Genomic DNA, 16,934 nt, shown 5'->3' on the forward strand with positions numbered 1-16,934 from the left:
TCACTCGGCGGTGGCGGGCTGCAGGGTCTCGCGGGCCTTGGGGAGGATGTTCCTGATGTAGTCCTGCACCGCCGTGTCCAGCCCGATGTCGTGCTGCGCCCGCTCGGACAGGTACCAGCGGTGTTCGAGCAGCTGGTGGTAGATCTCGGCCGCGTCCATCGTGCCGCGCAGTTCGGGCGGCACGGCCCGGACCGTGGGCCGGAAGACGTCGCGCACCCAGCGGTGGGCCAGCACCTCGGGGCGCGCGGCGAGCGGGTCGCCCGGGGCGTAGTCGTCCTGGGTGGCCATCCAGCTCTCCAGGTCGTTGAGCAGCCGGCGGGCCTGGTTCTCCTCGGTGTCCAGGCCCGTCAGGCGCAGCAGTTGACGCTGGTGGTGGCCGGCGTCGACGACCTTGGGCACGAAGGTGACGGTGTCGCCGTTGGAGGAGTGCTCGATCTGCATCTCGGCCACGTCGAAACCGAGGTCGTTGAGGCGGCGTATCCGGCGTTCTATGAAGTGGTGCTTGCCCGCCGGGTAGACGGAGGTGCGGGTCAGCTCCTCCCACAGGCCGCGGTAGCGGGCGCAGATCTCCATGCCGAACTCGATCGGGTCCACCGACGGGTGCAGCGCCCCGGACGCCTCCAGGTCCAGCAGCTCTCCGCTGATGTTCACCCGGGCGAGGTCGAGGTCGTACTCCCGCTGCCCGGTGCTGAGCTGGGGGTGCAGATCGCCGGTCTCGGCGTCGACGAGGTAGGCGGCGTAGGCGCCGGCGTCGCGCCGGAAGAGGGTGTTGGACAGGGAGCAGTCGCCCCAGGCGAAGCCGGCCAGGTGGAGGCGGACCAGGAGCACGGCGAGGGCGTCCATCAGGCGGTGCATGGTGGCCGGGCGCATCGTCGTCTCGAACATCGAGCGGTACGGCTGCGAGCCGCGCAGATGCCGGGTGATGAGCACTGGCTCCAGCGGGTCGCCCTCGCCGTCGGTGCGGCCGGTGACCACGGCCAGCGCGTCCACCGCGGGGATGCCGAGCCGGTCCAGGTCGCGCAGCAGCTCGTACTCGCGCAGGGCGGGGCGTTCGGCGAGCTCCTTGACGGCGATCACCTCGTCGCCCGCGCGGGCGTAGCGCACCACGTGCCGGGAGATGCCGCGCGGCAGCGGAACCAGGTACTCCTCCGGCCACTCCTCCAGCGGCAGCTGCCACGGCAGTTCCAGCAGGAGCGCGGGGTGCTCCGGGTTCGTCGCGCTGATCTGCAGTGCCATGAGGTGCGTGTCCTTGCCTCGCGGGTGATCGTGACCTCACCTTAAAGGGCGCGCTCCTTGGCCCGCAGTGCCACTTCACGCACTGGACCGCGCAGTGCCGGGCCGTGTCCGGGCAGCAGCAGATCGCCGTCGAGAGCGGCGAGGACGTCCAGCGAGGCGACGGCCCGCGCCCGCTCATGCTGGAACATGTCGGGCAGCAGCTGGGGGCCTCGGAGGCGGGACGTGGGGTGCCCGGTGGCCAGGGCGTCACCGGAGACGACCACGCCGAGATGCGGCAGATGGAAGGCCGTGTGTCCGTCGGTGTGCCCGGGGGTGTGCACCGGCACGGGCCGCCCCGGCAGATCCAGCGGGCCCGTCGTGGGAAACGGCTCGGGAGCGGAGACCGGCACGTCGGCGGTGCCGCCGGAGCGCAGGGCGCGCAGCGCCCAGGGCAGGACGCCGGGGCGCCAGCCGTTGCGGACGATCCGGCCGACGGTGACCTGGTGCAGGAACTCCCGGCGGGCGTGCGGCACTTCGGCCTCGTGCAGATAGACGGGCGTGTCGTAGGCGTCGCGCAGGAACTCCGCCGAGCCCAGGTGGTCGTTGTGGGCGTGGGTGATCAGTACGGCCGCCACCGCCTCCGGCGCGCTGCCCACCGCCGTGAGCGAGGCGAGCAGCCGCTCCCGGTCCCCGAGGTAGCCGGTGTCGACGAGGGTGACCTCGTCTCCTTCGCTGAGGATCACCCAGTTGGTGTCGCTGCCGTGCACCAGGTGAATGCCGTCGGTGACCTGCCGTACGTCCGCCCGCATGACCGCCCCGCGTCCCGAGTCCCTGCCCGAAGGCCTCAGCAAAGCAGACCCCGCCCGACCGGAACCGTCGGGTCCGCGCCAAAGTACGGTACGAAGGGGACAGGCGGCCTCCGGCACCGTCCGCCGGAGGCCGCCCCCGCGTGCGCCGGAAGCGGCCGCCTCTCCGCCTCAGCGCACGCCGTGCGGACGGAACTGGATGCTGATCCGGGGTCCCGTGGCCCGGGTGGTCTTCGGTACGCAGTGCTCCCAGGTGCGCTGGCAGGAGCCGCCCATCACGATGAGGTCGCCGTGCCCGAGCGGCCGGCGCACCGACTCGCCCCCGTGCATCGGACGCAGCAGCAGGTCCCGGGGCGTGCCCACCGAGAGGATGGCGACCATCGTGTCCTCCCGCGCGCCGCGCCCGATCCGGTCGCCGTGCCAGGCCACGCTGTCCCGGCCGTCGCGGTAGTAGCACAGCCCGGCGGTGGTGAACGGCTCGCCCAGTTCGTCGCCGTAGTGCGCGTCGAGCGCGTCACGCGCCTCGTCCAGCACGGGGTGGGGCAGCGCGTCGTCCGCGCCGTAGAAGGCCAGCAGCCGCGGCACGTCCACCACGTGGTCGTACATCGTGCGGCGCTCCGCACGCCACGGCACCTCCCTGGCCAGCTGTTCGAACAGCTCATCGGCGCCGGCCAGCCACCCGGGCAGCACGTCGATCCAGGCGCCGAGGCCGAGCGGTGTCCGGCGGATCCCGTCGAGGGGGCCGAGACGGAGCTGGTCGGTCTGGTCGAAGAGGGAGCCCTGGAGGTGCGTGGTCATGGCACCAGCCTACTCCTCATTCGAATATCTGTTCCATTGGTTGCCGCGGCGGTTCTCGCCGGGTGGCCCGGCCGCTCGAGAGTCTGCCGCTGGAGCGTCTTTCGATACATCGGTGTATCGGATACATTCCTGTATCGAACGGAGGAGCGGCATGGTGACGGATCAGACGGCACCGCGCGTGACCAGGCGCCGGGTGCGGACGCGGGCCAACCTGCTGGACGCCGCGTTCGCCGTGTTCGCCGCCAAGGGCTTCGGGCGGGTCTCCATCGAGGAGGTCTGCGAGGCGGCCGGCTACAGCCGGGGAGCCTTCTACTCCAACTTCGACAGCCTGGACGAGCTGTTCTTCGCCCTCTACCGGCAGCGCGCCGACCTCATCGCCGAACAGGTCGCCGGCGCCCTGGCCCTGGACGGCCCCGACCTCGACGTGCCGGCGGCCGTGGACCGCGTCACCGAGGTGCTGCTGCTCGACCTGGACTGGCTGCTGGTGAAGACGGACTTCCTGGTGCACGCCGCCCGCGATCCCGACGTGGCCCAGAGCCTGCTGGAGCACCGGGCGCGACTGCGCGACGCGATCGCCGACCGGCTCCTGCGGGCCCGCGGACTGACCGAACTGCCCGCCGTGCTCGGCGACATCGACGGCGCCGCGCACGCCGTGGTCGCCGCCTACGACGGCGTCACCACCCAACTGCTGCTGGACAAGGACGTCGAGGGCGCCCGGATCTGGCTGAAGCAACTGCTCACCGCGCTGCTGACCGACGGCAGCGACCCCCAACGAGCCCACTGAGAAAGGGAACGGACGCCATGGACGCGGACGTCATCGTCGTCGGAGCGGGCCTCGCGGGCCTGGTCGCCGCGCACGAACTCACCAGCCGGGGCCGCAGGGTCGCCCTGGTGGACCAGGAGAACGCCGCCAACCTCGGCGGCCAGGCCTTCTGGTCCTTCGGCGGGCTCTTCCTCGTCGACACCCCGGAGCAGCGCCGCCTCGGCATCAAGGACTCCCTGGAACTGGCCTGGAACGACTGGCAGGGCAGCGCGCGGTTCGACCGCACGGACGACGAGGACTCCTGGGCGGTGCGCTGGGCACGCGCCTACGTCGAGTGGGCGGCGGGGGAGAAGCGGACCTGGCTGGAAGGGCACGGCATCAAGTTCCTGCCGACGGTCGGCTGGGCCGAGCGCGGCGACCTGCGCGCCGACGGACACGGCAACTCCGTGCCCCGCTTCCACGTCTCCTGGGGCACCGGCACCGGAGTCGTCGAACCCTTCGTCACCTACGCCAGGCAGGCCGCCCGCGACGGACTGCTGACCTTCCACCACCGCCACCGGGTCGACGAGCTGGTCATCGAGGACGGCACCGCGCGCGGGGTGCGCGGCACGGTCCTCGCCCCGGACGACGCCGCCCGCGGTGTCGCCTCCAACCGCGACCGCGTCGGAGACTTCGAGCTGACCGCCCGGGCCGTGGTGGTCACCACCGGCGGCATCGGCGCCAACCACGAGACCGTCCGCCGCTACTGGCCCGCGCGCCTGGGCACCCCGCCCGCCGAGATGGTCACCGGCGTGCCCGCCTACGTCGACGGCCGCATGCTCGACATCAGCGCCGAGGCCGGCGTGCGCCTGGTCAACCGCGACCGCATGTGGCACTACACCGAGGGTCTGCGCAACTGGGACCCGATCTGGCCCGGCCACGGCATCCGCATCCTGCCCGGCCCGTCCTCGATGTGGTTCGACGCCCTCGGCCGCCGTCTGCCCGACCCCTGTCTGCCGGGCTACGACACCCTCAACACGCTCAAGTACCTGCGCACCACCGAGGACATCGCGGGCCACGACCACTCCTGGTTCATCCTCACCCAGAAGATCATCGAGAAGGAGTTCGCCCTGTCGGGCTCCGAGCAGAACCCCGACATCACCGCCAAGGACAAGGCCGCGGTCCTGAAGAACCGTCTCGGCAAGGGCGCCCCCGGCCCGGTGGACGCCTTCCTGCGCAAGGGCGCCGACTTCGTGACCGCCCCCACCCTGGAGCAACTGGTGGCCAAGATGAACGAGTTGACGGACAAGCCGCTGCTCGACGCGGCCGAGCTGCGCCGCCAGATCGAGGCCCGGGACCTGCAGATCGCCAACCCCTACAGCAAGGACGCCCAGGTCCAGGGCATCCGCAACGCCCGCCGCTACATCGGCGACCGTCTCGGCCGCGTCGCCACCCCGCACCGCATCCTGGACCCCGCGGCGGGCCCCCTGATCGGCGTCAAACTGAACATCCTCACCCGCAAGACCCTCGGCGGCATCCAGACCGACCTCGACTCGCGCGCCCTCGGCCTGGACGGCACCCCCATCGAGGGCCTGTACGCGGCCGGTGAGGTCGCAGGCTTCGGCGGCGGCGGCGTCCACGGCTACAACGCCCTGGAGGGCACCTTCCTCGGCGGCTGCCTCTTCTCCGGGCGGGCCGCCGGGCGGGCGGCGGCCCAGCAGACCGCCTGAGTCAGGCGCCGAGGAGCCGCACCAGCACCGCGGCGTGGCTGTGCTCGGGGTCCTTCGACGCGGTCAGCAGGGTGACGGTCCCCTTGTGTGCCAACTGCCGTACGTGATCGAGGAGTTCGGCGGCCTCCGGAGCGTCCAGCTCCGCCTCGTAACGGTCGCTGAACTCCTCGTACGAGCCCTCGCCCGCGTGGTACCGGCGCCGCAGCTCGGTCGACGGCGTGAGGCCCTTGGGCCACTCGTCCACCTGCGCCGCGTCCTTGGACAGGCCGCGCGGCCACAGCCGGTCGACCAGGACACGGACGCCGTCGTCCGGCTCGGGCGGTTCGTAGACACGACGTACGCGAACGCTCACTTCGGGCCTCTCTGGCGGGGCGGGTGGTTTTGAGCGTAATGCCCGGCTCTCGGGTGACGCTGCGTGACTTGGCCAAAAGGAGGAGGTGTACCGGTGACCCGGCCCCCTAGCCTGGGGCGATTGATCACCGGCCACCCCCCAAGGAGCTCATGTGAGACTGTCCCGCCGACAGACCGCCGCCCGCACCGCCGTGCCCCTGACGGTCCCCGTCGCCCTCGCGGCCCTGCTCGCCGGCAGCGGAACCGCCGTCGCCGCCACCGGCGGAGCGCGCGGCGCAGGCGACCCCTACTTCCCGCTCGCCGGCAACGGCGGCTACCACGTCGAGCACTACGGCCTGACGCTCCGTTACAGCACCTCCACCCGCCACCTCGACGCCACCGCCGTCCTCACCGCCCGCGCCACCCAGGACCTGTCGCGCTTCGACCTCGACCTCAAGGGCCTGAAGGTCACCGGCGTCAGCGTCGGCCACACCAAGGCAGGTTTCCGCCGTGACGGACAGGAGCTCGTCGTCACCCCGCGCCGGGCCCTGCACAAGGGCGAGCAGTTCCGCGTCACCGTCACCTACCAGGGCACGCCCAAACCCGTCACCGACCCCGACGGCTCGGCCGACGGCTGGATCCCCACCGACGACGGCGCCTTCGTCGCCGGGGAGCCGCAGGGCGCCATGACCTGGTTCCCGGCGAACAACCACCCCAAGGACAAGTCGTCGTACGACATCACGATCACCGTCCCCCAGGGCCGTACCGCCGTCTCCAACGGCCGCCTGCTCTCCCGGCGCACCGCGCACGGACGGACCACCTTCCACTGGCGCCAGAGCGAGCCCATGGCCGCCTACCTCGCCACGGCGACCGTCGGCACGTTCAAGGTGGAGCAGTACACCACCCGGGACGGCATCCGCGTCTACAACGCCGTCGACCCGCGGGAGGCCTCCGCCGCCGCGCCCGTGCTGAAGAAGCTGCCGTCCGTACTGGAGTGGGAGAGCAAGGTCTTCGGGCCCTACCCGTTCCGCAACGCGGGGTCGATCGTCGACCACGCCGACGTCGGCTACGCGCTGGAGACCCAGTCGCGGCCCCTGTACGACTCGGCGCCCGACCTGAGCACCCTGGTCCACGAGAACGCCCACCAGTGGTTCGGTGACTCCGTCTCCCTCACCTCCTGGAAGGACATCTGGATCAACGAGGGCTTCGCGACCTACGCTGAGTGGCTCTACAGCGAGCAGCACGGCGGCGACAGCGCGCAGAAGACCTTCGACTCCCTCTACGCCCGCCCGGCGAGCGACGGCCTGTGGGCCTTCCCGCCCGGCAACCCCGGCAGCGGCAGGAACATCTTCGGCACCCCCGTCTACGCCCGCGGCGCCATGACCCTGCACGAACTGCGGGGGGCCGTCGGCGATCCGGTCTTCTTCCGCATCCTGCGCGCCTGGGCCGGCGAACACCGGGGCGGCCACGGCACGACCGCGCAGTTCGTGCGGCTGGCCGAACGGGAGTCCGGCAAGGACCTCCACTCCCTGTTCACCTCCTGGCTCTACACTCCGGGGAAGCCGAACAGCGCCTGAAAGCTGACGAGTTCCTCACATGTGTGCGTCACAGTCGATCCGTGATCATGAATAGACCCCGTGCCGCCCTGCTCGCCGCCTCCCTGCTCCTGACGGGATGCGGCGGCGGGGCAGTGGCGTCGCCGGGCCACCCCTCGGGTCCGGTGGCGGCCGGGCCGAGCGCGCCCGACATCAGCCCCCTGACCTCGCCCTCGCCCCAGATGTCCGTGGCGGCCGCCCCGCTGCGACTGCCCGGCCTGGGACCGAGGACGCTGGCCCGGATACCCGGCGACACCCGCCAGGCCGTCGTGGTGACCGGCAAGGGCGAGAACTCCCCGGACTCCACGGTGGTGTTGTACGAGCGGACGGCGACCGGCTGGCAGCCCGGCGCGAGCTGGCCCGCGCACAACGCCCTCAAGGGCTGGTCCGGCCACCACATGAGGGGTGATCTGCGCTCACCCGTCGGGGTGTTCGGTCTCACCGACGCCGGCGGGCTGCTGAAGGACCCCGGCAGCAGACTGCCGTACCACCGCTCCGGCGGGTTCGTCGCACCCGGTACGGGCTTCGAGGGCGAACCCCTCGCGGGGTCCTTCGACTACGTTGTCGCGATCAACTACAACCGCAGGCCCGGCACTTCGCCCCTGGACTGGACCCGCCCGCTCGGCTCCGACCGCGGCGGCGGCATATGGTTCCACGTCGACCACGGCGGCCCCACCCACGGCTGCGTCAGCATCTCCGCCGAGCACATGAAGGAACTGCTGCGCGCGCTCGACCCCGCCCTCCACCCCGTCGTCGTCATGGGCGACGCGGCGTCCCTGGCCCGCTGACCGCTTAGGATCCGCCGCGTGTGCGCACATGTACTGGTCGCCGAGGACGACGAGATGCAGGCCGAACTCATCCGCCGCTCGCTGCTGGCCGAGGGCCACACGGCCACCGTCGTCCACGACGGCGCGGCCGCCCTGGAGGCCGCCCGGAGACTCGCCCCCGACCTGGTCGTCCTCGACCTGATGCTGCCGGTCGTCGACGGCTTCGGGGTGTGCCGGGTGCTGCGCGGCGGGGACCAGGACATACCGGTCGTCATGCTGACCGCGCGTTCCGAGGAGGACGACGTGCTCCTCGGCCTCGAACTGGGCGCCGACGACTACATGACCAAGCCCTACAGCCCGCGCGAGCTGATGGCCCGCATCCGCACGGTGCTGCGGCGCAGCGGCCGGGCCGTCGGCGTACGGGAGGACCCCGTGGTGCGCGCGGCCGGGCTGTCGGTCGACCCGGAGCGGCACGAGGTGCGCTTGGACGGCGAGCCGGTGGAGTGCACGCCTGCCGAGTTCCAGATCCTGCTCGCCATGGCGGCCGAGCCCGAACGGGTCTTCACCCGGCGGCAGTTGCTGCAGTGCACCCGGGGCTTCGACCGAGCCTCCACCGAACGCGCCGTCGACGTCCACGTCATGAACCTGCGCAAGAAGATCGAGGCCGATCCGCGCCGCCCGGTGCGCCTGCTGACCGTGTTCGGCGTGGGCTACAAGCTCAGCGGCGGCCGTCCGTGAAGCGGCGCATACCGCTGCGCAAACGGCTCCTGGTCCGGCTGCTGTTCGCCTCGGCGCTCATCGCGGTGTGCTCGGTGGCCGCGACCACGTGGCTGGCGGTGGAGACCACCACCCGCGCGCTGCGCGAGGAACAGGGCCAGGACCTCGCCGACGACCTGCGCATCCTGGCCAGGCTCAGCGGATACGCGGCCACCCACCCCGACTGGAAGGGCGTTGAGCCCCTCGTCACCGACCTCGCCGAACGGACCGGGCGGCGCATCGCCCTGACCACCACCGACCGCACCCTCATCGCCGACTCGGCCCGCAAGGGCACCGCCCTGCCCCTCGGCGCGGCCGCCACCGTCGACCCCCTGCACACCGACACCTACACCCAGCCCGGCGCGCAGCTCAGCGGCGTCGACCCGCGCGCCGTGGGCCCCTACCGGATCACCGCGAACGAACGCTCCCGGCTGGACGCGATCGCCGAGAAACTGCGCACCTGCCACGCCCGGTACAGCGTCGACGTCAGGATCGAGCACACCCCCAGCGGCCGGCCGGTCCTGCTGGCGTCGGACGGCAGCGACGGCACCGACTCCCTCTCCGAGGAGTGCGGCTACGGCCTGAACGCCCCCGTCCCCACCGAGCGCACGGCGATCGACGCGCTGACCAGGGCCGCCCGCACCTGCTTGCAGCGGCACGACCAGAGACTCGAGGCACCGCTGTACCTCTACCTCAACCCCAGCGGAAGGAACCCCCAAAGCCGGTACATCGTCGCCAAGTACGCCAAGGAGGGCGACGAGCAGCCCCTGAAGACGGCACAGAGCTGCGCCGACTCCGCGCTGCGCGCCCAACTCGACCCGTACGTCGCCCCGGTGGCCGACCTGTATCTCGGCGGCGACGACACCACTCCGCCCCGCTTCGACATGTCCCCCGCCAACAAGGCGAAGATCATCGGGGTCGTCGGGCTGGTCCTCGCCGTGACGGTCGCGGTGACCGCGGTCGTCGCCACCCGGCTCGTACGGCCGCTGCGCGCGCTGACCGAGGCGGCCCAGCAGCCTCCGGAGCTGCACGTCCGGGTGCCGGTCACCACCCGGGACGAGACCGGCATCCTGGCGGAGGCCTTCAACGACCTGACCGAGCGCCGGGAACGCATCGAGGCCCAGCGCAAGGCGATGGTCAGCGACATCGCGCACGAACTGCGCAGTCCGCTCACCAACATCCGCGGCTGGCTGGAGGTCACCCGCGACGGCGTGGTCGACCCCGACCCGGCACTGCTCGGCTCCCTGCACGAGGAGGCGATGGTGCTGCAGCGCGTCATCGACGACCTGCAGGACCTCGCGGCCGCCGACGCGGGCACCCTGCGCCTGCATCCCGAGCCGGTCCGCGCCGACGACCTGCTCGACCAGGTCGCCGCCGCCCACCGCGTCGCCGCCGCCGGGGCCGGAGTCACCCTGCGCACCGAGACCGACGGCTCCCCCTGGCTCGACGCCGATCCCGTGCGGATGCGGCAGGCCCTGGGCAACCTCGTCTCCAACGCCCTGCGGCACACCCCGGCCGGCGGCACGGTCACCCTGGCGGCACACCGGAACGGCGACGAGGTCGTCTTCACCGTCAGCGACACCGGCACGGGCATCGCCCCGCAGGACCTGCCGCACGTCTTCGAGCGGTTCTGGCGCGCCGAGAAGTCCCGCAGCCGCCGCACCGGCGGCAGCGGCCTGGGTCTGCCGATCGTGCGCCACCTGGTCACCGCCCACCGCGGCACGATCACCGCGGCGAGCGAACCGGGCACCGGGGCCGTGTTTACGATCCGACTGCCGGGCAGCGGGGCGCCGCAGGAGTAGGGGGCCCGGTGCTGCGACGGGTCCTATGAATCCGCCGGGCGGGTAAACCCGTAGGCACGCTCGACCTTGGCCACGTGGAGGGCGAACGAGGCGTACCACTGCTCGCGTCCGTGCGCACGGGCCAGGGCGTGCTCCGCGTGCTCCCGCCAGGCGGCGATCGACTCCTCGTCCCGCCAGTACGACACCGTGATCCCCAGCCCGTTCGCACCGCGAGCGCCGTCGACGCCGAGGAATCCCGGCTGGTCGGCGGCCAGCTTCATCAGCCGCTCGTCCGTCTCCGCGTACCCGTTGTCCCCGGCGGTCCGCACGGCGGTGAACACCACGGCGTAGTAGGGCGGGGCGGGCAGCGACGCGGGCGCGACATGGGTCACGGCGTCCTCCCTTCGTGGTCCTCCGGTTCCGGGGAGCTCAGGAGTCTACGACGCCCACCTTCCCGGACCTTCTACGCGTGGCGCACCCAGCTGCGCGTCCACCGTCCTTGCGGATGCCGGGCGGTCCTACGCGCCACCCCGGCGGGCCGCCGCGCGGCGGCGGCGTTGCAGGGCCCGCCGCTCCATCTCCCCGGTTCCGCCCCACACGCCCAGGATCTCGCCGTGGTCCAGTGCCCATTCCAGGCACTCGTCCCGCACCGGGCAGCGAGCGCACACCGCCTTCGCCTGTTCGGTCTGCAACAACGCGGGGCCTGAGGTGCCGATCGGGAAGAAGAGGTCGGGATCCTCGTTGCGGCACGCGGCCTGGTCTCGCCAGTAGTCCATCAATAGTCACCTGCGATCGAAGTCGTACGTGCCCTCGCGAATGGCTTACTCGTTTTCGGGTGACCTGTCGATGCGTGAGCAAAACAAGGGGAATCGCGGAGAAACGGTGTTCATTGCTCGCGCATGCCCCACGGGGTGCCGTAGGCGGTGAGCAGATCGAGGAACGGGCGGGCCGGGAACGCCTCCGGACCGAGGACGCCGGAGCCCGACCAGGCGCCGCCGGCGAGGAGTTCGAGGGCGACGACCGGATTGACGGCGGTCTGCCACACCACCGCCTGGCTGCCGTACTCCTTCATGGACCACTGGTTGTCGACGACGTGGTAGAGGTACACCTCGCGCGGCGCGCCGTCCTTGGTGCCGCGGACCCAGGTGCCCGCGCAGGTCTTGCCGTGCATCAGCTCGCCGAGCGTGGCCGGGTCGGGCAGACACGCGGCGACGACGTCCCGGGGTGAGACCGCCACCGGCCCGGACGCGCTCGGCACGGTCACCGGGGCGGTGCTGTCCAGGCCGAGCAGGTGCAGCGTCCTGAGGGTGTCGATGAACTCGCGGCCCAGCCCGTACTTGAAGGTCACCCGGTGGGCGTCCACCCAGCGCGGCACGAGCAGCACCTCCTCGTGCTCCACGTTCACGCACTCGACCGGACCGATGCCCTCGGGAAAGTCGAACACCTCCGGCTCGCTGAACGGCTCGGTGGTGAACCAGCCGCGGTCGGCCTCGTAGACGACGGGCGGGTTGAGGCACTCCTCGATGGTGGTCCAGATGCTGAAGGAGGGCGCGAAGTCGTAGCCGTCCACGGTGAGGTTCGCGCCGTCCCGGATGCCGATCTCCTCGATCTCGTCGAAGAGTTCGTCGGCGGCGTACCGGGCGAAGACGTCCGACAGTCCCGGCTCCACGCCCATGCCGACCAGCGCCAGCGCGCCCGCCTTCTCCCACTCCTCGGCGCGTGCGAACTGCTCGTCGCCCAGCTTGACCCCGCAGCGCGCGTACGGCTGCTCGGGGTGCGGACGGGACAGGGACATCGCCATGTCGAGGTAGGTGGCGCCGGCGGCGCGGGCCGCCCGGAACAGGGGCATCACGAAGCGCGGGTCGGTGGCGTTGAGGAGGACGTCGCAGCGGTGCCGGCGCAGCAGGTCCACGACCGCCGGCTCGTCGCCCGCGTCCACGCGCTCGGCGGTGAAGCGGTCGTCGTCGACGGCCGCGACCGCCGCCTCGGCCCGGGCCGGGTCGTAGTCGGCGACGACCATCGCGTCGAAGAAGGAACGCCGGGCCGCGATCCGGGTGACGGCGGTGCCGACACCGCCGGCGCCCACGAGCAGTACACGCATGACAGAACTCCCTGTGCCGGGGTGGATGACGTGGGGCCCCGCCGGAGATGGAACGCCTCCGGCTCACGTAAGGTCAATGGCGTTGGCATAAGGAGGTCGCGGTGCCCAAACCGGTCGTGCCCGAGGAGCGGCGGCGCAGGCGCCGGCCCACCAAGAGCGGCACGGTGCTGTCCGAGGGGCTGATCGTCGAGACGGCGCTGCGGATGCTGCGCGAGCACGGCAGCGCGGGTCTGACCGCCCGCCGGCTCGGTCTGGCGCTGGACGCCGACCCGAGCACGCTGTACCGCTACTTCCGCGGCATGGACGACCTGACCCTCGCCATCGGCGACGCGTTGATCGGCCAGGCCCTCGACGGCTGGCGGCCGACGGGGGAGTGGCGGGCGGACCTGCGCGCGGTCGGACTGCGCATCCACGCCGCGTACCTCGCCCATCCGCAGGCCGCGCTGCTGACCACGAACCGGGTCACCGGCCGGGCGAACGAACTCGCCGCGGACGAGGCCGTCCTGGACGTGCTGCACACTGCCGGCTTCCCGCTCGCCGACACGGTGCGCGTCTACCACGCCTTCATCGACCAGACGCTGGCCTTCGCCGCCCTGGACGCGGCCTCTCTCACCCTGCCCAGCGCGGCCCTGCGCGCCGACGAGGACATGTGGCGCTCGACCTACGCCCGTCTGCCGCGCACCACGCACCCGCGTATCGCCGAGGCCGCACCCCTCCTCGCGACCCGCATGGTCGACAGCGCGTATCCGACGGCGCTGGAGATGCTGCTGGACAGCGCGGCCGCGCAGCTGGCCGCGCTCAGCCGCGCAGCGCCTGCTGAGCCGCCCGCGTGACCGCGTCGGCGACCGAGGCGAGGGCCGGGGAGTCCAGCTTCCACTGCTGCCAGTAGAGCGGGACGTCGAGGGCGAGATCCGGGTCGAGGTGGACCAGCCGCCCGGCCCGCAGCAGGGGTTCGGCCTGCACCTCCGGTACGAGTCCCCAGCCGAGGCCCGCCGCGACGGACTCGGCGAAACCCTCCGACGTGGGCACGAAGTGCCGTACCGGACTCGCACTGCCGCCGCCGCGCCGCAACCGGCGGACGAAGGCGTCCTGCAGGTCGTCGCTGCGGTCGAAGACGACGGTGGGGGCCGCGGCGAGCACGTCACGCAGCGGGCCGTCGAGATGGTCGCGGGCGAAGTCCGGGTTGGCCACGGGAACGTAGCGCATCCGGCCCAGCGCGCGCACCGAGCAGCCCGTCACGGGCTCCGACGAGGACGTCACCGCCGCCATCACCGCGCCCTCGCGCAGCAGCGAGGCCGTGCGGGTCTCGTCCTCGCGGCGCAGTTCGAAGCAGAGGCGGGGCTCGTGCCGTACCCCTGTGAGGGCGGGGAGGAGCCAGGTGGCGAGGGAGTCGGCGTTCACCGCGATCGACACCCGGGTCGGCTCCCCGGCCCCGCTCATGCCGAGCTCGGCGCGGGCGTCGCGCTCCAGCCGGGCCAGCTGGCGGGCGAAGCGCACCACGACCTCGCCGGACTCGGTCGGCCGCACGGGCTTGGTACGCATCAGCAGCACCCGGCCGGTGCGCTGCTCCAGTGCCTTCACCCGCTGGCTGACCGCCGACGGGGTCACGTGCAGCGCGGCGGCCGCCGCGTCGAAGGTGCCCTCGTCGACCACGGCGAGGAGGGTGCGGACCTGGTCGAGGGGGAGTTCGGTCAGCTCGGTCTTCACATCGGCTAATGATACGTAAGAATCTTTAGCTGTACGTCGTGTGATCGTCTCCGTAGCGTCGACGGCATGACCAACGCCCTGACCGCCGCGGCCGCCGGATTCGGCACCGGCCTCTCGCTCATCGTCGCCATCGGCGCCCAGAACGCCTTCGTCCTGCGCCAGGGCATCCGCCGTGACGCGGTGCTCGCCGTGGTCGGCATCTGCGCCCTGTCCGACGCCGTGCTCATCGCCCTCGGCGTCGGCGGGGTCGGCGCGGTGGTGGTGGCGTATCCGCGGGCGCTCACGGCGGTCGGCTGGATCGGCGGCGGCTTCCTGCTGTGCTACGGCGCCCTCGCCGCCCGCCGGGTGCTGCGGCCGGCCGGGGACTCGCTGCGCACCGAGGGCGAGGCGACCCACTCGCGTCGGCGGGCGGTGCTGACCTGTCTGGCGCTGACCTGGCTCAACCCGCACGTCTACCTGGACACGGTGTTCCTGCTCGGCTCGATCGCCGCACACCGGGGCGGACTGCGCTGGACCTTCGGCCTCGGAGCGGCCCTCGCCAGCCTGTGCTGGTTCGCCGCCCTCGGCTTCGGCGGCCGTCTGCTCGGCCGCTTCCTGGCCAGGCCGTCCGCCTGGCGGGTGCTGGACGGGCTGGTGGCCGCGACGATGATCACGCTCGGCGGGATGCTCGTGGCCCGGGCCTGATGACCGAGGGCTGAGATCGCGCGTCCCGGCGTCCCGGCGTTGCTGCGATAGTGAACCCCGGCCCCGAAAGATGTATCGAGCAACCAGGACACCCGTGGACACGAGCGAGCGCAGCACCGAACCGCAGCCACCGGCCCCCGCCACCGAAGAAGAGGCGGGGGCCCCTCCCCGGCGCGGCTGGCGCCGCTGGGCGATGGACACCCGCCCGCTGCGCGTCCCGGCCTACCGGCGCCTGTGGTCCTCGACGATCGTCACCGCGGTCGGCAGCCAGCTCACCGCGGTCGCGGTGCCCAAGCAGATCTACGACATCACCGGCTCCTCGGCCTGGGTCGGCGCCGCGAGCCTCGCCGGACTGCTGCCGCTGATCGTGTTCGCGCTGTGGGGCGGAGCGGTCGCCGACACCATGGACCGCCGCAAGCTGCTGCTGGTCACCAACACCGGCATCGCGGTGACCTCCCTGCTGTTCTGGCTGCAGGCCGTCGGCGGGCTGGACTCGGTAGGGGTGCTGATGGCGCTGCTCGCGACGCAGCAGGCGTTCTGGGGTCTGAACGCCCCGGCCCGCAACGCCTCCATCGCCCGGCTGGTGCCCGAGGAGCAACTGCCCGCGGCCAACGCGCTCGGCTCCACCGTCATGCAGACCGGCCAGGTCGTCGGGCCGCTGCTGGCCGGCGTCCTCATACCCGTCATCGGCCTGCCCGAGCTGTATCTGGTCGACGCCCTCGCCCTGTGCGTCACCGTCTGGGCGGTCTACCGGCTGCCCTCGCTGCCGCCCCTGGCCGGCGCCGCGGTGCGCCGGGCGGGCGTACGGCAGGTCGCGGAGGGCTTCCGCTACATCTCCCGGCACAAGGTGCTGCTGCTTTCCTTCCTCGCCGACATCGTCGCGATGGTCTTCGGCATGCCCCGCGCCCTGTTCCCGCAACTGGCCGCGCAGACCTACGACTCCTACGGCGAGGGGCTCGCGCTCGGCCTGCTCTTCGCGGCCATCCCCATCGGTGCCGTGCTCGGCGGACTGTTCTCCGGCACCTTCTCCCGGGCCCGCCGGCACGGCTGGATGGTCATCGGCGCGGTCGTCGTGTGGGGGCTGGCGATCACCGGGTCCGGGCTGAGCGGGAACCTGTGGATTGCGGCCGGCTTCCTCGCCGTGGCCGGCCTCGCCGACATGGTCTCCATGGTCTTCCGCGGGGCGATCCTGCTGTCCGCCGCCACCGACGAGATGCGCGGCCGGATGCAGGGCGTCTTCACCGTCGTCGTCGCGGGCGGCCCGCGCCTGGCCGACGTCCTGCACGGCACCGCGGGCTCCGCCTTCGGCCCGCGCGCCGCGGTCGCGGGCGGCGGACTGCTGGTCGTCGCCGTGATGCTGGCGCTCACCGCGGCGATACCGGCCCTGCGCCGCTACCGGATCTGAGGCCTACAGGCCGCCGCGCCGGTGCGCCGCGTACTGCTCCATCAGCCTGCCCCGGGTCATCTCCAGCCGGTGGGCGAGGATCTCGGCGACGCTGCGCACCAGCACGATGCCCAGCTGCGGATCCTCCTCGCACAGCCGCAGCACCCGCGCCGCGTCGAACTCGTAGGCGCGCACCGGGCTGAAGGCCTCGGCGCCGAAGTCCCACTCGTGCGGCGGGAACAGCCACGACCAGCCGAGCAGATCGCCCGCGCCCAGGCTGGCCACGGTCACCTTCTGCAGCGAGTTGACCCGCTGGTCGAGGGAGACCGCTCCCGAGCGGATCACCCAGAAGCGGTCGGCCCGGCCGCCCGCCTCGAAGATGCGGGTGTCCTCCGGGAAGGAGACCTCCTTCGCGAGCGCCATCAGACGCTGGCGCTGGGGCGGAGGGAGGGCGGTCAGCAGCTTGATCGCTTTGGTCATGGCACGGCTCCTCGCCGGCGTGGGTCCGAGGTGTTTCCCTATGCCCATTTCAGCCGCT

18 protein-coding genes are annotated in these 16,934 nt (G+C 72.3%); 9 read left to right on the forward strand and 9 right to left on the reverse strand.

Features of this window, described 5'->3' with window-relative positions:
* From MKW14_RS09935 to MKW14_RS09945, 3 genes are all read right to left on the reverse strand, one after another.
* Nucleotides 1–1,236 (reverse strand): DUF4032 domain-containing protein, encoded by a 1,236-nt coding sequence (locus MKW14_RS09935; RefSeq protein WP_240861201.1) that lies wholly within the window; start codon nt 1,234–1,236, stop codon nt 1–3.
* 41 nt (nt 1,237–1,277) lie between these two features.
* Entirely contained in the window at nt 1,278–2,024 is a 747-nt protein-coding gene (locus MKW14_RS09940; RefSeq protein WP_240861203.1) for an MBL fold metallo-hydrolase, read from the reverse strand.
* A gap of 168 nt (nt 2,025–2,192) precedes the next feature.
* Entirely contained in the window at nt 2,193–2,819 is a 627-nt protein-coding gene (locus MKW14_RS09945) for an alpha-ketoglutarate-dependent dioxygenase AlkB (RefSeq protein WP_240861205.1), read from the reverse strand.
* A 151-nt stretch (nt 2,820–2,970) separates the two neighbouring features.
* On the opposite strand from MKW14_RS09945, the gene MKW14_RS09950 reads away from it, so the two are divergent.
* Both MKW14_RS09950 and MKW14_RS09955 read left to right on the forward strand, forming a co-directional pair.
* Nucleotides 2,971–3,603, forward strand: a complete 633-nt coding sequence (locus MKW14_RS09950; protein WP_240861207.1) for a TetR/AcrR family transcriptional regulator — start codon at nt 2,971–2,973, stop codon at nt 3,601–3,603.
* A 17-nt stretch (nt 3,604–3,620) separates the two neighbouring features.
* Nucleotides 3,621–5,291, forward strand: coding sequence for an FAD-binding dehydrogenase (locus tag MKW14_RS09955; RefSeq protein WP_240861209.1), 1,671 nt, complete (start codon nt 3,621–3,623; stop codon nt 5,289–5,291).
* A gap of 1 nt (nt 5,292) precedes the next feature.
* Here the strand turns inward: MKW14_RS09955 and MKW14_RS09960 are convergent, their stop codons facing one another.
* Nucleotides 5,293–5,643, reverse strand: coding sequence for a DUF488 domain-containing protein (locus MKW14_RS09960; protein ID WP_240861211.1), 351 nt, complete (start codon nt 5,641–5,643; stop codon nt 5,293–5,295).
* 151 nt (nt 5,644–5,794) lie between these two features.
* Here MKW14_RS09960 and MKW14_RS09965 point away from each other — a divergent pair, with 151 nt between their 5' ends.
* Genes MKW14_RS09965 through MKW14_RS09980 form a run of 4 tightly spaced genes read left to right on the forward strand, consistent with a single transcriptional unit; the run spans nt 5,795 to nt 10,541 of the window.
* Nucleotides 5,795–7,198 carry a M1 family metallopeptidase gene (locus MKW14_RS09965; RefSeq protein ID WP_240861213.1) on the forward strand — a complete coding sequence of 468 codons (1,404 nt, stop codon included), beginning with the start codon at nt 5,795–5,797 and terminating at the stop codon, nt 7,196–7,198.
* A 47-nt stretch (nt 7,199–7,245) separates the two neighbouring features.
* Nucleotides 7,246–8,004 (forward strand): L,D-transpeptidase family protein, encoded by a 759-nt coding sequence (locus tag MKW14_RS09970; RefSeq protein WP_240861215.1) that lies wholly within the window; start codon nt 7,246–7,248, stop codon nt 8,002–8,004.
* 18 nt (nt 8,005–8,022) lie between these two features.
* Nucleotides 8,023–8,721: a response regulator transcription factor gene (locus tag MKW14_RS09975; RefSeq protein WP_240861217.1), complete on the forward strand. Its 699-nt coding sequence runs from the start codon at nt 8,023–8,025 to the stop codon at nt 8,719–8,721.
* Nucleotides 8,718–10,541: a sensor histidine kinase gene (locus tag MKW14_RS09980; protein WP_240861219.1), complete on the forward strand. Its 1,824-nt coding sequence runs from the start codon at nt 8,718–8,720 to the stop codon at nt 10,539–10,541. The genes MKW14_RS09975 and MKW14_RS09980 overlap by 4 nt, the downstream gene beginning before the upstream one ends.
* 23 nt (nt 10,542–10,564) lie before the next feature.
* Here MKW14_RS09980 and MKW14_RS09985 read toward each other — a convergent pair whose 3' ends face one another.
* The 3 genes from MKW14_RS09985 to MKW14_RS09995 all read right to left on the reverse strand — a co-directional run bounded on the left by MKW14_RS09985 (nt 10,565) and on the right by MKW14_RS09995 (nt 12,621).
* Nucleotides 10,565–10,912 (reverse strand): antibiotic biosynthesis monooxygenase family protein, encoded by a 348-nt coding sequence (locus MKW14_RS09985; protein ID WP_240861221.1) that lies wholly within the window; start codon nt 10,910–10,912, stop codon nt 10,565–10,567.
* A gap of 126 nt (nt 10,913–11,038) precedes the next feature.
* A complete protein-coding gene (locus MKW14_RS09990) occupies nt 11,039–11,296 on the reverse strand; it encodes a WhiB family transcriptional regulator (protein WP_240861223.1) in 258 nt (85 codons plus the stop codon).
* Nucleotides 11,297–11,406: 110 nt separating this feature from the next.
* Nucleotides 11,407–12,621, reverse strand: coding sequence for a saccharopine dehydrogenase family protein (locus tag MKW14_RS09995; RefSeq protein WP_240861225.1), 1,215 nt, complete (start codon nt 12,619–12,621; stop codon nt 11,407–11,409).
* 101 nt (nt 12,622–12,722) lie between these two features.
* Between MKW14_RS09995 and MKW14_RS10000 the strand changes: the two genes are divergently transcribed.
* Nucleotides 12,723–13,454, forward strand: a complete 732-nt coding sequence (locus tag MKW14_RS10000) for a TetR/AcrR family transcriptional regulator (RefSeq protein ID WP_240861227.1) — start codon at nt 12,723–12,725, stop codon at nt 13,452–13,454.
* Here MKW14_RS10000 and MKW14_RS10005 read toward each other — a convergent pair.
* Entirely contained in the window at nt 13,420–14,328 is a 909-nt protein-coding gene (locus tag MKW14_RS10005; RefSeq protein ID WP_240861229.1) for a LysR family transcriptional regulator ArgP, read from the reverse strand. The two genes, MKW14_RS10000 and MKW14_RS10005, sit on opposite strands and share 35 nt — an antisense overlap.
* 66 nt (nt 14,329–14,394) lie before the next feature.
* On the opposite strand from MKW14_RS10005, the gene MKW14_RS10010 reads away from it, so the two are divergent.
* Together MKW14_RS10010 and MKW14_RS10015 are read left to right on the forward strand one after the other, a co-directional pair.
* The gene (locus MKW14_RS10010; protein WP_240861231.1) at nt 14,395–15,012 is read left to right on the forward strand and encodes a LysE/ArgO family amino acid transporter; all 618 of its coding nucleotides are present in this window, start codon (nt 14,395–14,397) and stop codon (nt 15,010–15,012) included.
* Between the two features lie 70 nt (nt 15,013–15,082).
* On the forward strand, nt 15,083–16,417 hold the full coding sequence (locus MKW14_RS10015; protein WP_240861233.1) for an MFS transporter: 1,335 nt from the start codon (nt 15,083–15,085) through the stop codon (nt 16,415–16,417).
* Nucleotides 16,418–16,420: 3 nt separating this feature from the next.
* Here MKW14_RS10015 and MKW14_RS10020 read toward each other — a convergent pair whose 3' ends face one another.
* The gene (locus tag MKW14_RS10020; RefSeq protein ID WP_240861234.1) at nt 16,421–16,876 is read right to left on the reverse strand and encodes a cyclic nucleotide-binding domain-containing protein; all 456 of its coding nucleotides are present in this window, start codon (nt 16,874–16,876) and stop codon (nt 16,421–16,423) included.
* Nucleotides 16,877–16,934 lie beyond the last annotated feature (58 nt).

This window comes from Streptomyces gilvus (assembly GCF_022513565.1).
Classification (GTDB): domain Bacteria; phylum Actinomycetota; class Actinomycetes; order Streptomycetales; family Streptomycetaceae; genus Streptomyces; species Streptomyces gilvus.

Excerpts from the sequence above, each read along its gene's own strand:
- MKW14_RS09935 (WP_240861201.1), bottom strand. The coding sequence starts at position 1,236 with ATGGCACTGCAGATCAGCGCGACGAACCCGGAGCACCCCGCGCTCCTG.
- MKW14_RS09940 (WP_240861203.1), bottom strand. The coding sequence starts at position 2,024 with ATGCGGGCGGACGTACGGCAGGTCACCGACGGCATTCACCTGGTGCAC.
- MKW14_RS09945 (WP_240861205.1), bottom strand. The coding sequence starts at position 2,819 with ATGACCACGCACCTCCAGGGCTCCCTCTTCGACCAGACCGACCAGCTC.
- MKW14_RS09950 (WP_240861207.1), top strand. The coding sequence starts at position 2,971 with ATGGTGACGGATCAGACGGCACCGCGCGTGACCAGGCGCCGGGTGCGG.
- MKW14_RS09955 (WP_240861209.1), top strand. The coding sequence starts at position 3,621 with ATGGACGCGGACGTCATCGTCGTCGGAGCGGGCCTCGCGGGCCTGGTC.
- MKW14_RS09970 (WP_240861215.1), top strand. The coding sequence starts at position 7,246 with ATGAATAGACCCCGTGCCGCCCTGCTCGCCGCCTCCCTGCTCCTGACG.
- MKW14_RS09990 (WP_240861223.1), bottom strand. The coding sequence starts at position 11,296 with ATGGACTACTGGCGAGACCAGGCCGCGTGCCGCAACGAGGATCCCGAC.
- MKW14_RS09995 (WP_240861225.1), bottom strand. The coding sequence starts at position 12,621 with ATGCGTGTACTGCTCGTGGGCGCCGGCGGTGTCGGCACCGCCGTCACC.
- MKW14_RS10010 (WP_240861231.1), top strand. The coding sequence starts at position 14,395 with ATGACCAACGCCCTGACCGCCGCGGCCGCCGGATTCGGCACCGGCCTC.
- MKW14_RS10015 (WP_240861233.1), top strand. The coding sequence starts at position 15,083 with ATGTATCGAGCAACCAGGACACCCGTGGACACGAGCGAGCGCAGCACC.
- MKW14_RS10020 (WP_240861234.1), bottom strand. The coding sequence starts at position 16,876 with ATGACCAAAGCGATCAAGCTGCTGACCGCCCTCCCTCCGCCCCAGCGC.